The sequence below is a fragment of the Serratia proteamaculans genome (assembly GCF_946227095.1).
Taxonomy (GTDB): Bacteria; Pseudomonadota; Gammaproteobacteria; order Enterobacterales; family Enterobacteriaceae; genus Serratia; species Serratia proteamaculans_E.
This window is the reverse complement of record NZ_CAMISV010000002.1, coordinates 315,564-330,147: the sequence shown is the minus strand read 5'-3', so window position 1 is coordinate 330,147 and position 14,584 is coordinate 315,564. Positions and strand designations below refer to the sequence as shown.

Annotated in this window: 11 protein-coding genes; 2 read left to right on the top strand and 9 right to left on the bottom strand. The window is 56.8% G+C overall.

Going from position 1 to position 14,584, the window contains the following annotated elements; genetic code table 11:
• Positions 1-2: 2 nt before the first annotated feature.
• The 3 genes from OC597_RS05150 to OC597_RS05140 all read right to left on the bottom strand — a co-directional run bounded on the left by OC597_RS05150 (position 3) and on the right by OC597_RS05140 (position 3,817).
• Positions 3-1,340: an LLM class flavin-dependent oxidoreductase gene (locus OC597_RS05150; protein ID WP_262207861.1), complete on the bottom strand. Its 1,338-nt coding sequence runs from the start codon at positions 1,338-1,340 to the stop codon at positions 3-5.
• A gap of 17 nt (positions 1,341-1,357) precedes the next feature.
• Positions 1,358-2,677: an MmgE/PrpD family protein gene (locus OC597_RS05145; RefSeq protein WP_262207859.1), complete on the bottom strand. Its 1,320-nt coding sequence runs from the start codon at positions 2,675-2,677 to the stop codon at positions 1,358-1,360.
• A gap of 276 nt (positions 2,678-2,953) precedes the next feature.
• Entirely contained in the window at positions 2,954-3,817 is an 864-nt protein-coding gene (locus OC597_RS05140) for an alpha/beta hydrolase (RefSeq protein WP_262207858.1), read from the bottom strand.
• Between the two features lie 172 nt (positions 3,818-3,989).
• Between OC597_RS05140 and OC597_RS05135 the strand changes: the two genes are divergently transcribed.
• Positions 3,990-5,426: an MFS transporter gene (locus OC597_RS05135; protein ID WP_262207856.1), complete on the top strand. Its 1,437-nt coding sequence runs from the start codon at positions 3,990-3,992 to the stop codon at positions 5,424-5,426.
• Here OC597_RS05135 and OC597_RS05130 read toward each other — a convergent pair.
• From OC597_RS05130 to OC597_RS05120, 3 genes are all read right to left on the bottom strand, one after another.
• Positions 5,405-5,806: a VOC family protein gene (locus tag OC597_RS05130; RefSeq protein WP_261254816.1), complete on the bottom strand. Its 402-nt coding sequence runs from the start codon at positions 5,804-5,806 to the stop codon at positions 5,405-5,407. The genes OC597_RS05135 and OC597_RS05130 overlap by 22 nt on opposite strands.
• 81 nt (positions 5,807-5,887) lie before the next feature.
• Positions 5,888-7,135: an LVIVD repeat-containing protein gene (locus OC597_RS05125; protein ID WP_262207853.1), complete on the bottom strand. Its 1,248-nt coding sequence runs from the start codon at positions 7,133-7,135 to the stop codon at positions 5,888-5,890.
• A gap of 9 nt (positions 7,136-7,144) precedes the next feature.
• Entirely contained in the window at positions 7,145-8,218 is a 1,074-nt protein-coding gene (locus tag OC597_RS05120; protein ID WP_262207852.1) for a sugar ABC transporter substrate-binding protein, read from the bottom strand.
• A gap of 222 nt (positions 8,219-8,440) precedes the next feature.
• Between OC597_RS05120 and OC597_RS05115 the strand changes: the two genes are divergently transcribed.
• A complete protein-coding gene (locus tag OC597_RS05115) occupies positions 8,441-9,529 on the top strand; it encodes an oxidoreductase (protein WP_262207850.1) in 1,089 nt (362 codons plus the stop codon).
• Between the two features lie 54 nt (positions 9,530-9,583).
• Here OC597_RS05115 and OC597_RS05110 read toward each other — a convergent pair whose 3' ends face one another.
• The 3 genes from OC597_RS05110 to OC597_RS05100 are packed head-to-tail and all read right to left on the bottom strand — an operon-like array spanning position 9,584 to position 14,583.
• Positions 9,584-11,005 (bottom strand): hypothetical protein, encoded by a 1,422-nt coding sequence (locus OC597_RS05110; protein WP_262207849.1) that lies wholly within the window; start codon positions 11,003-11,005, stop codon positions 9,584-9,586.
• Positions 10,986-12,911, bottom strand: coding sequence for a hypothetical protein (locus OC597_RS05105; protein WP_262207847.1), 1,926 nt, complete (start codon positions 12,909-12,911; stop codon positions 10,986-10,988). Before OC597_RS05105 ends, OC597_RS05110 begins: the two co-directional genes overlap by 20 nt.
• A 10-nt stretch (positions 12,912-12,921) precedes the next feature.
• Positions 12,922-14,583, bottom strand: a complete 1,662-nt coding sequence (locus OC597_RS05100; RefSeq protein ID WP_261284558.1) for a hypothetical protein — start codon at positions 14,581-14,583, stop codon at positions 12,922-12,924.
• Position 14,584: the final 1 nt, after the last annotated feature.

Here is a 14,584-nt window from a genome sequence, read left to right as displayed (position 1 = left end):
AATTAAGCCGATTTAACGTTGGCGAAGTTGATTGCCGGTTGCGGCAGGCCCAGGTTTTCACGCAGGGTTGAATACTGATACTCCTCACGGAACAGGCCACGACGGCGCAATTCCGGGATCACCAGTTCGACGAACAGCTCCAATTGGTTCGGCAGCACGGCAGGCATGATGTTAAAGCCGTCGGCACCTTGCTGTTCCAGCCACAGTTGGAAGTCATCGGCGATCTCTTCGGCGGTACCAACCACCACGCGATGTCCTCGTGAACCTGCGGCAACGGCGGCCAATTCACGCAGCGTCAGATTTTCACGCGCGGCCAGATCGGTCAGCAGTTTCACCCGGCTTTGGCCGCCTTCGGTCGTACCGACGTCCGGCACCGGGCCGTCGAGCGGGAAACCGCTCAGGTCAAATCCAAAACGAGCAGACAACTGCTCGATGCCATTGTCGATATCCACCAACTGATTGAGTTGGTACCAGGTTTCCTGTGCTTCGGCCTTGGTACGGCCGATGATCGGCATCACGCCCGGCAGGATCAGCAAGTGATCCGGGTTGCGGCCGGCATCGGCGACAAATTGCTTTTGGCTGCGGTAAAACGCCTGGCCTTCTTCCAGCGTGGCGGCGGCGGTAAACACCACCTCGGCGGTTTCAGCCGCCAACTGCTGCCCGGCCGGTGAGGAGCCGGCTTCGATAATCACCGGACGCCCTTGTGGCGAGCGCGAAATGTTCAGCGGTCCCTGTACCGAGAAATGCTTGCCCTTGTGGTTGGCGGCATGGATTTTCTCGTCAATGGCGTAAACGCCGTTTTCTTTGTCACGCACGATGGCGTCTTCTTCCCAGCCGTCCCACAGTTTGTAACTGGCTTCCAGGAATTCGCGCGCCACTTCATAGCGCTCTGCGTGCGAAGGCAAGTCGTCACGGCTGAAGTTGCGTGCCGCATCGCTGGAGAATGAGGTCACCACGTTCCAGGCGGCACGGCCGTGGCTGATATGGTCGATGGAGGCCATGGCGCGTGCCAGATGGAAAGGCTGGTCGAAGGTGGTGGAGGCGGTGGCCGCCAGCCCGATATGGCGGGTATTTACCGCCAGCGCGGCCAGCAGCGTCAGCGGCTCCAGGCGTGACATCGTAGACGGCAAACGGTGCACGCTGGTCGCCAGCGCATCGCCGACGAAGAACATGTCAAAGGTGCCTTCTTCGGCCTTTTGCGCAATCCAGGTGAACCAGTCGATGTCGGTCGGTGAACCGCTGGCACCGGCGGCACGCCAGCCACCGACGTGGTGGCCCAGCGCCTGAACAAACAGGCCGAGACGTAATTGACGCGATGGTGTTGAAGGTGAAGTACTCATAATCATTCCTATATTTATTATTGGTTTAGTAATTTTATTAAGCGGATCAACGCTTTGGGCTGCATTAACCTGCAGTCATCAATCACGCTGTCGCTGTCCAGATGCGGCAACAGTTGCAGAATGCTGCGCAGCTTGGCGTTGACGTCGGTTTGGCGGGCGGTCGTTTGCTTTCTGGTGACAATGTCACTGAGTTGATGGCCATCATGCAGAGTTATGGTCACGCGGTGGAAGCGCAACTCTGCATCCAGTTCATCCGGCGGGGCCGTCAGGTCGGCATGGCGTTCAACCCTTGCCGCCAGAGCGGCAATCACCGGGTCCACCGGATTTTCGCCGTAGTGCATCAGTGGCACGGCTCCGCTGTACAGGGCATCGGCGATGACGTATTCCAGGCTGAAACGTGCTTCAACCCCGTTTGACGGGCGACGAATATAGGGCGCGGTATCGGCACCAGGCGGAAAACTGACCTGAATGTGGCTGATTGCCGCAGGAATATCGGCAGAGGGAATACCTTGTTCGTTCAGACGCTCACGCAGGTTGAATGCCGCTTCGGCGGCGCTGTGGGTGCCGCCGCAGGTCGGGTAGCGTTTAAACTCCAGACCCGGTTGCAGAATACGCCACGGCGCCCCCCAGTCGGCGGTCAACAGCTCCGGCCGTTGCCGTCCGTCACCGTGCGAGTGCAACAGGCTGTCTATTACGCCTTCCGGCTGGCCGGCAAAACCCGCCTGTGCCAGCAACACCGCATTGACCGCGGCACGTGCAGCCAATCCCGCGTGCAGCGGTTTGGCTGCCGAACCAAACTGACTGCGCAACCCGGCGGCCTGGGTGGCGGCCAGCCCAAGGGCGACCTGCGTTTGTTCGGGTGTCAGCTGTAAATAGCGTGCGGCTGCCGCACTGGCGGCCACCGCCCCGAGGGTGGCGGTGCTGTGAAAACCTAACTGATAATGCTGAGTCCCGGCCGCCAACCCCAGTCGCCCGGCGGCTTCCACGCCGATCGCATAGGCGCTCAGCAGCGCATGCACATCAGGCGTATCGCCGGTCAGCGCCAGCAGTGCAGACAGGACCACCGTAGTTGGGTGCCCGCGTAGCGCAGGGTGATAATCATCAAAATCCAGTGAGTGGCTGACATAGCCAAAGTACAGCGCGCGGTTCTCTGCCCCGATAGGCGGGAATACCGATCTCACCGCCGCCAGGCCGCTGTCGGTGAGTGCGCCCTGGGCGACAGGCAATGCGCAGGCGAAATAATCCATCAGCCCGACACGGGCGGCCGACAGGGCGGAACCCTCGGGCTGGCTATTCAACACCAGGCGGGCAAATTGAGCGGTAATTAGCGATGACAAGATATAAAACCTGATTTTTTATGCGGTTATGCACTGGCCTGCGATTCAGATTTCATTGTGTGGTGATTTGAACGCACCCGAAAGAACGAACGGGACTTTGATATTTCCAAATGGAATATAGGAGGGAGTAGATAGCGCAGGATACCGAAGGAACAGGCTGTCGCGCCCGCCTTAGTCATTTTTGTGCAAAGCAAAGCTGGAATTGAGAATAAGCAGCCACTACGGCGCTCAGGATCAGGCTTTATCACCGGATGAACGCCGTAGTGAGCGATGACGCTATTTAATCATCGCCATCACATGTTTGAACATGGCGCTGTCAGCATTGGCCAATTCATTCACCAGGGTGAAATGGTTGCTGTGCCGGTCTTCCAGCAGGGTGACATCAAGCCCTTTCTCGCGGCAGGCGGTGTAATAAGCCAGCGTCTGGTTCTTAAAACCCTGAGTTTCTTTGGTCCCTACATCGAGCAGGATCTGCGGTGCATTGGCCTTTTCCGGCAGCATAAACAGCGGGCTGAGCGTTAGTGCTTGCTCTGCGGTCAGGCGCATCCAGTCATTCACGTAGATATCGCACAGCGGGCGAATGTCGAACAGGCCGCTCAACGCCAGCGCGCCTTTAATCACATTCACCGGCAACTGATAAAGGTGCTGCCAGTCATCGGCGATCAGCATGCCGCTCAGGTGGCCACCGGCCGAGCTGCCACTGACAAAAATACGCTCGGGGTCGATGCCATATTGGCCGGCATGGTGGTAAAGCCAGGCTATCGCGCTGCGCACCTCGCGGACGATTTCCGCCAGCGTGGCTTCCGGTTGCAGGGTATATTCCAGCGTCGCCACCGCTACGCCGTGACGGGCGAAGCTGGCGGCCATCGAACAGGCTTCTTCTTTGCGCTGGGAATGCCAATAACCGCCATGAATAAAGACCAACAGGGGCGAAGGCTGGGTGGCGGCCGGGAACAGATCCAGGCGTTCAGCAACGCCCATGCCGTAGTGAATATCACAGATCCCCGGCGTCTGTGCTTTGGCCTGGGTGGCCAGCGTCGCATATTGCGCCATGCAAGCGTCAAAATCTTCTACCGAAGCGCGGGCGTTGTATTGCTCGGCACGCACGGACAGGTCATCAAACAGCAGATCGATTTTCATCTTGTCTCCTTGTGTAGTTCCTCATCATCTGCCTGAAGCGGATTTGAAGTTTGATCCTTAATGCTGACCGATGACATGGCGTCATATGCATTAATAAACTGCATAGGCTGCGTCTTCCGCCATATCATGGGCTGACATAGGCTACTGACAGGTTCTTTCAGGAGTCAGTACTATGAAGCTAATTACTCAATCTGCCGTCGGCAGCCCCCATTCCGGCGGCATTCTCACCAGTCTTTCTCTGACCATGCTGGTTTCATCGCTGGGTGCCAGCATTGCCAACATCGGTTTGCCCACGTTGGCACAGGCGTTCAGCACGTCGTTTCAGGCGGTGCAGTGGGTGGTAATCGTCTACCTGCTGGCCATTACCACTTCCATTATCGCCATAGGGCGTCTGGGGGATCGGATCGGCCGCCGCCGCTTGTTGCTGATGGGCATTGCCTTGTTCACCCTTGCCTCCGGACTGTGCGCCGCCGCACCGGATATCTGGCTGCTGTTGGCGGCGCGCGTTGCCCAGGGAATGGGGGCCGCAGTGATGATGGCGATGACCATGGCACTGGTGGGTGAGACGCTGGGGAAAGAAAACACCGGCCGTGCCATGGGGTTGCTTGGCAGCATGTCGGCCATCGGTACCGCGCTTGGGCCTACGCTCGGCGGCGCGTTGATTTTTGGTTTCGGCTGGCGGGCGATGTTTCTGGTGAGCCTTCCGCTGGGGTTACTGGCATTTATGCTGGTTTATCGTTATCTGCCGGTGGGTTCGCCGCAGTCGCAAAAAGATAACGGCAGTTTTGATCTGCCCGGGACTTTGCTGCTTGGTCTGACGCTGGCCTGCTACGCGCTGTCGATGACGCTGGGGCATGGTGATTTCGGCGTCATCAATTTGCTGTTGTTGCTTTGTGCGGCGCTGGGGATCGGACTGTTTGTACGGCTGGAAAACACCACGGTCTCTCCTTTAATACAGTTGGCGCTGTTCCGCCAGGCTGGGCTGAGTGTCGGGTTGGGGATGAGCGCACTGGTCATGACGGTGATGATGACATCGCTGGTGGTAGGGCCGTTTTATCTGACGCATGGTCTGGGGTTGGCGGTAGGACAGGCCGGACTGGCGATGTCAGCCGGGCCGCTGGTGGCTGCTTTGCTCGGCGTGCCGGCCGGTAGGCTGGTGGATCGTCTGGGGGCACAAAAAATCACCGCCGTGGGCCTGGCGATCATGACCCTGGGGGCCGGCGTCATGTCGATGATGACGCTCAATCAGGGAGTCTTTGGCTACGTGGCCCCCCTTTGCCTGATTACTCTGGGCTATACGCTATTTCAGGTCGCCAATAATACCGCGCTGATGAAGCATGCGGCCCCTGAGCAGCGCGGGGTGATGTCCGGCATGGTTAACCTCTCACGTAATCTTGGTCTGATCACCGGGGCATCCGCCATGGGCGCTTTGTTTATGCTGGCGGCAAACACCAGTGATATCACGTTAGCCACGGCGGAGGCGGTATCAAACGGCATGCGAGTGACTTATCTGGCGGCGGGAGTGTTGGCGGCAATAGCACTGGTGATGACCTTGCGGAGCCATGCCGCCATTAAACCGGAAGGGGATTACAGCAGGTCGCCTCGGTAGGCGATATGAATTTTGTTGCCGTCCGGATCGCGCAGGTAAGCGCCAAAGTAGCCTTGGCCATAATGAGGGCGCTCACCGGCTTCACCTTCCGAAATGCCGCCTGCCGCGATACCAGCGACATAGGCTTCACGCACCTGTTGTTCACTGCGGGCGGTGAAGGCCACCATGCTGCCGTTACCGGCGCTGGCCGGTTGTCGATTATAGGGCTGGTAAGCGTAAAAACGCGGCAATGCCTGATCGGGCATCACCCAGCAACGTGCGGCGGGGCCCCCATCTGGGGTGACCGGGCGTTGAATTAACCCCAACGGCAGCAAAATGGCATCGTAAAAAGTGGCGGCTTGCTCCAGATCGCTGACGCCTACGGTGATATGACTAAACATGCTTTCCCTTAATATGTCCGGTTTACCGATTCATTCATCTTATGCCAATGAACCTAAAATGGTCGCGGCAAGCCTAAATTCTTAGCCCAAATACTCGATGATCGACAAACCGCCGTTGTAATCCGTACTGTAGATAATGCCCTGGGCGTCGACAAACACGTCGCAGGATTGAATCACCTGCGGGCGGTCTGGGCGTTTATCCATCATCGTTTCTGGGGCGGCGGGCACTAAAGCCCCGGTTTCTTTCGGTTGATAAGGGTTGCTGATGTCATAGGCGCGCACACCGGCATTTTGGTAGGTGGCAAAAATCAGCGTTGAGCTGATAAAACTGCCGGGGCGGTTCTCATGCAGGTTATGTGGCCCGAAATGCGCCCCCTTGCTGATGTAATCACGTTCCTCCGGCTGTGGGAAGGTGGCAATGCTTACCGGGTTGGACGGTTGGCGGATATCAAACAGCCAGATCAGTTTTTCGCCGTCCTGCTGGTTATCGAGCACCGCCTCATCCAGTACCACCAGCAGATCCCGGTCCGGCAGTGGCAGCGCGGTGTGAGTACCGCCACCAAAGGGAGGGCTCCAGTTGCGGTGGGCGATTAACTGCGGTTGGCTGCGATCTTTGATATCCAGCAGGGTTAGGCCGCCATCGCGCCAACTGGCGTAGGCGGTGTCGCCGCTGATAATGGCATGGTGGAGGGCGTAGCGTTTACCTTGCGGCCAGTCTGGTGTTTCTCCACCGGCGCTGTGCATACCCGGCAGCCACCAGCGGCCGGCGATCTGTGGATTACGTGGATCGGCCAAATCGACGGTCAGAAAAATATAGTCGCTGTAGCCGTCAATCAGGGCGGAAACGTAGGCCCAGCGGCCACCGACATACCAGATGCGGTGGACGCCGATCCCCTCCAGCGCCAAAAAACCGATCTCCTTTGGCTGGTCCGGGGTCGAAATATCGAAAATTCGCACCCCGGCACTCCAGCTGCGGGCGTCATTGCCTGACACCGTCTGGCTGATGGCACGGGTGTAGTAGACCTTCTCATCGGCGAAACGGGCATCGGCAAACAAATCGCGAGCGTTGATCACCAGCAGCAAATCATCGTGCGCCTGTAAATGTACGTTCCAGGTACCCGGCGGCGCGGGGACAAAACCGGCCGCACGCGGGTTTTTCACGTCACGCACATCGACGATAGAAAACCCCTGCGAAACCATATGCCCGATATAGGCATAACCCCGGTGAACCATAACCTGCACACCGTCAGGCTTACCGCCCTGATCGCTGTGGCCGATCAGCCGCATATTACGGCTGTACTCGGGTTGGGGAAGCGCTCGCGATGCCATTTCCGTTCCTTACTTCTTAGCCTGTTGCGCTTCAAGCGTGGCGAACCACGGCGCGATAAAATCATCCGATTTGCCCCAGCCAGGAATGACTTTGGCCAGTGAAGCGACGTTGGTGGCATCCGGGTGGCTGAGCAACAGATCCTGCGGGATGGCAGCGGCTTTAAATTCATAGGTCGCCGGGGTTTTCTCACCGGCAATCTTATTGGCCACCAGACGCAGGTTAACGGCACCAATCAGTTTGGGATCAACCGCCACGCTGAGCTTCCAGGCGCTGCCCTTGGCACGCATCAACGCCAGATCCTGGTTTGAAATATCAATGCTGTAGAGTTTGATTTCGGTGCGGCCATTCTCTTCCAGAGCCTTGTAGGCGCCCTGGCTAAACGCATCCCAGGTTCCCCAAATAGCATCGATTTTTCCCTTTGGATACTTGGCCAGGATCGCGCCGATCTTGTTGGCGGTGTCACCCTGAACGTCGGAGGACACCGCGCCGATGGACTCAAGCTCTTTGATGCCCGGCTGATCTTTCAGCAACTTTTGATACTGCGCCTGACGCCGCTCCATCGGTGGGAAACCCGCCACCCACAGCTTGACGATATTGGCTTTGCCGTCGAAGTCTTTCACCAGTTGGCCGAATGAAAGATCGGTCAACGAGGCATCATCCTGCTGGCTGATGGTCACGCCCGGGATCTCGCCCTGTACGGCGGTATCGAAGGCGGCCACCGCAATACCGCTGTCGACAATGCGTTTCAACAGGGCGGTGGAATAGGGGTCACGTCCCTGAGACAGGATAATGCCGTCGTACTTCTGGCTGATGGCCTGGTTGACGAAGTCCTGAAACTTGGCGTCGTCACCGTTGGTCAGGAAGGTATTGACCTGAAAGCCCAGTTTGCGGCCTTCTTGCACCGCACCGCTGACAAACTGCGTGGTATTGTCGTCAGACCCCAGATTGCGGATCACCGCGATACGGATTGGCCCCTGGTGATTGGCAATCGCCGCCGGGATCGGCGCGGTGGCAGGGGCGGAGAACGCGGGAAACACGGCGAACAGGCTTAACGCCAGTAATGAGGTGTTGAACAGTTTCATTAAGTTTTACCCTGCATGGTTAAGCATCATTAAAAACGGGAGGACAATTCATCGTCACCATTGGGATGGTTGTTTATTCAAAGAATGAATTGAAGCCGTCAGTTTCCATGCGGGCGGAACAGATGACAATGAACGAAAAATCATAAGCTAATGCTAAAGAGTATTAGGCAATGCTAATCCCGCCTTTATGATGGCAAGATCAGACAAAATAAGGACTTGAACATGAGTGATAGCCACATTCGCGTGGTCGCCGGCCCCGCCAATTATTCTGCTTACCCCGGTGCGATTGACCAACTGGCGCAATTTTATTCTCCGCAACAGTTGAACAATGCGCTGTGGGTGTATGGCGAACGTGCGCTGGCCGCGGCCAAACCCTGGCTACCGGCGGTGTTTGATGCTGCCGATGCCCGCCGGGTGTTGTTCGACAGCCACTGTAGCGAAACCACGGTGCAGGATATCGTGCAACAGGCCGGGGCAGATCGTCAGGTGGTGATTGGCGTTGGCGGCGGTGCGGTACTGGACACCGCCAAAGTGGTGGCCCGTCGGTTGGGCTTACCCGTGGTGGCTATCCCGACCATTGCCGCCACCTGCGCCGCCTGGACGCCGCTTTCAGTGTGGTACAACGACCAGGGGCAGGCGCTGCGCTACGAGGTTTTCAACGATGCCAATCATCTGGTGTTGGTCGAGCCAGAAATTATTCTGCGCGCGCCAAAAGAGTATTTGTTGGCCGGTATCGGCGATACCCTGGCGAAATGGTACGAAGCGGTGGTGCTCAGTCCCCAACCGGAACGTTTGCCGTTGACCGTGCAGTTAGGCATCAATACCGCATTGACCCTGCGTGACGTACTGCTGACCGAAAGTGAGGCGGCGCTAAAGGCGCAGGCGCAAGGGCAATTGACTCAGGCCTTCCTCAACGTGTTGGAGGCCATTCTTGCCGGCGGTGGCCTGGTGGGCGGACTGGGCGATCGTTATACCCGCATCGCGGCCGCGCATTCGGTACACAACGGTCTGACCGCGCTACCGCAGACCGATGCCTTCCTGCATGGCACTAAAGTCGCCTATGGCATTCTGGTGCAAAGTGCGTTGCTGGGGCAGCAGGAAACCGTGGCTCAGTTGATTGCGCTGTATCACCGCCTGGATCTGCCCGTCAGTCTGGCGGCGTTGCAGGTGGACATTCACGATGAGGCGCAAATCAAACGGTTGATTGAGCGCACCCTGCAAGCGGGGGAATCCATTCATTTGCTGCCACTGGCGCTTAACCCAGCGACATTGCGTTCCGCGCTGAGCTATGTGGAGTCACAGACGGCTTAACAGCGTTGTTTCTGCGTAGCCTGCTGTGGATGCCAACAGCAGGCTAGCCGTTATTCAAGGCACGTAAATGATCTCAAAGCTGGAGGTTTTGTCGTAGTAGGGCGTCATGCCGCCATCGACGTAGAAAACCTGCAGGTCGTAATGATATACCAGCTTTTTATCCGGATTGAGGATCAGATCCAATGCCGCGACTTTGACCGTGACGTCATGGCTGGGGTGTTCTTTGGTCAGCTCAACCGTCTGGTTGTCGATGTTCACCAAAATGCGTTTGATCGGGCGAGGCCCTGAAGGATCGTAAGCCCCGCTGTCGCTTCTGAATTCAACGGTTTTGTAGATGTCCACCGGGGCGGACTGTTGGATAAAGTCGAGCACCTTGCTCTGGTATTTGGCATCCAGCGCCAGCATCACCGGCAGATGATCCGGGTTAAAACCGGTAAATTGCACCGACAGATAGCCTTTCAACAACAGGTTTTGCGGGGAACGGTTAAATAACGCGTCCCAAATCAGCGCGAACTGCCGGGCGGGCAAGGTGAATGAATCGACAATCCCGCTTTGCAGGTTGATCAGCGCATTTTTTTCTTCGGTTTTCCCCTCCGGCAATGCCAACTGCAACACCAGTGAGTCGGCGTTGGCGAAAGGGGCCAACCGGGCATCCGGCTGCATTTGTGAAAACTGGGTCGTGGCGTTAGCAATGCGCCCCTGGTTCACCTTGGGTGACAGGAAGTAGTCAAAGGTCACATTGATTTCATCCAGTGAGGTGGCGTGACCGCCGGCAGAGAATGAAATCGACAGCATGGGCTTGCCGTCGGTATCGGTCGCCAGCAGGAAGGTATCCGGCAGATAGTAAAGGTAGTTTTTACGTACATAATCCTGATAGTAATTGTACCAAAGCTGCTGATACTCCAGTGGGGTGAGGATCAGTTGCAGACGAGCCGGGGGTGGCAAAATACCCTGATAGATATACGGATAGTAGTTTTCGGCAAAGTAGAAAACTTTAGGGTCGGTGACGGTATTGGTGATGCCATGATCGGTTTTGATGGCGACCACCAGCGTGGTTTGCGCATCGTAATCCGACAGGGCCTGCAACAAGGCATCGCGCTGTTCCAGCTTGTACAAATCAAGCTGTGCCTGATAGCGGTTTTCCTGCGCTGTCAGCATCACCTGGTCGAAGATCATCTCTTCGACGCTGCCAAAGCGGGTGAAACTCAGCACCACATAAGGAACCTGTGGCACCTGGCGACTCAGGGCGAAATCCAGCTGCATGCGCCAACTGGTGCCGTCGGTGCTGGTGGCAATCTGGTAACGGGTTTCTCCTGAGACTATCTCGGTACAGACCTCGGCGGTCATCTCGTCCGCCAGCACCCGCGGGGCAGCCCGGTAGCGTAGTTGTTTGGCCTCAACGTCAGGAAATTGTTCGCGCGCATTCTGCAGAATAATTTGGTTCAGTGTCACCAGGTCATTGAGAAAGGTATTCATGGTTATCCTCATTGCGTTCAGTTTGGGCCAGAGTTCTGAATTGGTTCAGGCAGGACGAGGTCCAGAGGAAGCGTCCGTCATGCCGACGATACAGCGGGCTTTCCAGGCGGTCGGCGGGCCAGTGCCAGTGGGACAATGCGTCAATCACCGGCGTGAGCTGCGGGATCCCCGCGAGCCTGGCGTACTCCAGGGCGGTGCGCCATTCGTTGGGGTGGGCGTAATAGGGGGTCAGAATACTGAACCGGTCGTAACGGTGGTCGCTCCATTGCACTGCCTGATTCAGCATCTGAATAATGCGCCGATAGGCCGGCAATACGGCGTCGCTTCCGGCCACCAGCGTATGGAGCAAAATCAGCGCGTTGGTATTTACACAACAATCCAGTTGGCGAATATCATTGTCGTCCTTCATCCAGGTATGAAAGCTTTGGCACTCAGCCCATTGGTGCTGTTCGGCAGCCTGACGGGGATCGACCCGGCAGACTTGATAGCCGTTCATCTGTGCAATCGTCTGCCTGACCTGTGCCAGCGAAATACGGCCAAACTTGTACAGCAGCTCGGTAATGATGGCGGTGTCGTCAATGTCGGCGCAAATACGCTGATTGGCCATCCACTGGGGATGGGCGGCCGTCGGCCAAAAACTGAAGTGGGACGGGCGGGTTTCGCAGGCGATTAAAAAATCCAGCGCCCTCTCAATAAAGGGAGCGGTTTGTGGGGTGTAATCCAGGGTGCGTAACACCTGCGCGGTAACAAAGGCATTTTCATCCTGATGCCAACGCCCGTCCGGCGTTCGGACATGGGCGGTAAAGGCACCGCTGGCACACTGTTGCTCAAGTAACGCCGTTAGGCTGGAGCGGACAGTTTGTATGGCCAGGGGAGCCGGATCCAGTGGCATCTCTTCGAAGTGGGTGTTTTGCGGGCTGAAAGTACAGCTGATGGCCTGACGACCCTGCATATCCACCGAAAAACCCACCACGTTGAATTGCAGCGGAACCTGCGCGGTCATTGCGCATTGCAACAAAGGCATGGTTTGGCGGCTTTGGGTCAGCAAGGCTTGCACCGCAGGGAACACCCGCGAGTTATCACCAAAGAAGCTGGCCGCCATGGTGAACAGCGTGAAGCTTTCCAGTTCGTCACCGGGGCCGTAAACCAGGCTAAAACCGTAGGTGGTGGCTGGAAAACCTTCATTACTCAAGGTCTGGTGCAGGGCGTGGTCCAGCAGCGGTGCCAGCGCAGGGAACAGCCGTTCGCAACCGAAAAAGGTCATCACCGCCAAAATATCGGCATCAGTGATGCGGGCGCTGTACCACTGAAAGTAATATTCACGCGGTGAGGCGGGCTGCTGCGGATAATAGCCCACCATCAGCAGTGACAATCCCGCCTGTTGGCAGGCAGCGGCAGGGTAATCTTTCACGCCGCCGGGCCAACCGTCCGGGTCTGGAATTCCGGGCGGCACTTCGGAATACACTTTGGTTTTAACCGTCTCCGGACTGTATTTTCGTCCCAGCCAGGATCCAAACCGCAGTGGCTGTACGCTCTGGCGCTGCATGTGGCCGACTGCCGCCAAACAGCTTTCGACCTTCTGCTGAGATGGCGAAAGGGTCAGTTGTTGGTAGTGCCGGTAAAAATTTTCAACTCCCCGATCCTCGGCGTAACGCGGCAAAAATGGATCCAACGTGCATGAAAGTGCCTGCGGGTTAGACGACGAAACGGTGAACTCGAGCGGGCAGCCGTTATACCCCAGCAGACTGGTGTTAAAGGCGGCAGACAGGCAGCCGGAGGCCAGGCGTGCCTGGCTGAAGCGGGCGATCTCGGGCGCCAGCGTGGTGTATAAGTAGGGCGCTTCCTGACACAGGGCGCTTACCAGGGCGTTCCATGCCGCTGGTAATACTGCATGGCGTTCGACCATCGTCAGTCACCTATGCCACGGCCGGGATAACAATGGCCGGTGGGTTTTCGCTGCCGTCAATCGTGACGCTGTCACCTCCCACCTTCAGGTAAGTGATTTTGTAGTCAACCGTCCAGGGCTTCTCAGTCAGGCAGCGATACTTAAAGGTCTGCTCTTCGGTTTTATCCGGATTAAACTGATATTTCTTGGTTTTTCGACTCTTTTTGTCGTCCAGATAGGTCAGTTCAACGATCACCTGGTTGTAATTCTCCCAGGAAAATTTCCGGTCGAGGAAGATGGCAATCTCGTTGAAAGTCAGCACCGCCCCGGGATCCAGGTTCAGCAGGGTTGATGCCGAGACCGACTGCGGTTGATAGCTGCTGCTGCCTTCCCAGCCGGTGGTGGCGGCAGACTTGAAGGCATATTCGCTGTGGATCACAAAGAGCTCATTGCGGTCGCTGCTGCGCGAAATGCTTTTGCTCCATTTACCGTCATCGGTGATAAACGGCTCGGCGGTATAAACCTGTTTGTTGTAGTCGATTTTGAACGTAGCGGCTTTAATGCCGTACTCGGCAAAGCCGTCCGGCCCCAATACGGTAAAGTCGATTTTCTGGAAGAAGGGATCGTTAACGTTCACTTCAATAAAGTAAGGCGGTTCTTTTTTGGCGCGCAGGATATCGCTGCCGATAAAGTTTTGCGGCACTGCCGATTGGCTGAGGGCTTTCGACGAAATGTAATTGAAGTTCAGGCTTTTGGTTTCTTCGATCCGCACCAGCTTAATCTCCAGTGAGGCGCTGGGGAACAGCCCGCCTTTACCGCCTTCTTCGCCGTCTTCCTTGCCACTGGCGAGCAGAGATTCCAGGATCGAGTCGCTGGCTGATTTGGCCTGGGTATTGCTGTCATCATTAGGTTTAAGCGACGCGGTAAAGAAGCTTTTCAGGATCTCTTCTTTGACAAACTGCAGCGCCCACTCTTTCTCTTTGGCTTCCTCCTCGCTCGGCATGCTTTCGGTCACCTTGATGATTAACTTTTGATCCTGCTGCAGTTTTTTGATCACGCTGTCAAAGCCCAACCAAAAACTGGCGGGGGTTTCCACCGGGATTGGGATATTGGCGCCAAATTTCAGGTCGAACTCTTTGTAGAGGCTTTCAAACTTGGCCTCGACCTCGACTTTCAGCGCCGGGGTAATGCCGGTAAAGCTAAGGTTGTAGGCCACGGCGGCCGGGGCCTGCGCCTTATTAAACGCCGCCTCCAGGATCACCGCCTGTTGTGGCGTCAGTTTGGCGCTGAAGATGGCGCTGTTGTTGCCAAACAGGCTGGGGCATTGCGCGCTGATCAACTCGCCGTTGGCATTGCTGCCGACATCGAGCACAAAAAAGTTCACCGTGCCTTTGTCATAGGGAACCTGGGCCTTGCGGGCGGTTTTGGGATCCACTTTCAGTTTGCGCAGGTATTCGTTGAAGGCCGTGTCCAGCTTGGCGGGGTCGATCGAGGTATTGACCTCGAAGTTGATGTAACCCCCTTGCTGGCCGCTGCCGTCGCCGGTGTACTTGATCAATGAAAAGATCGGCTTTCCGTCTTTCTCTGCGATATGGATATCACCGGGCAAATACCAGAACTGCTTGTCATCGGAGTCGTCGGCAAAGAAGGTGATGTTGTCGATAGTGGCGGTTCTTGCTCTGAGTAATAACATG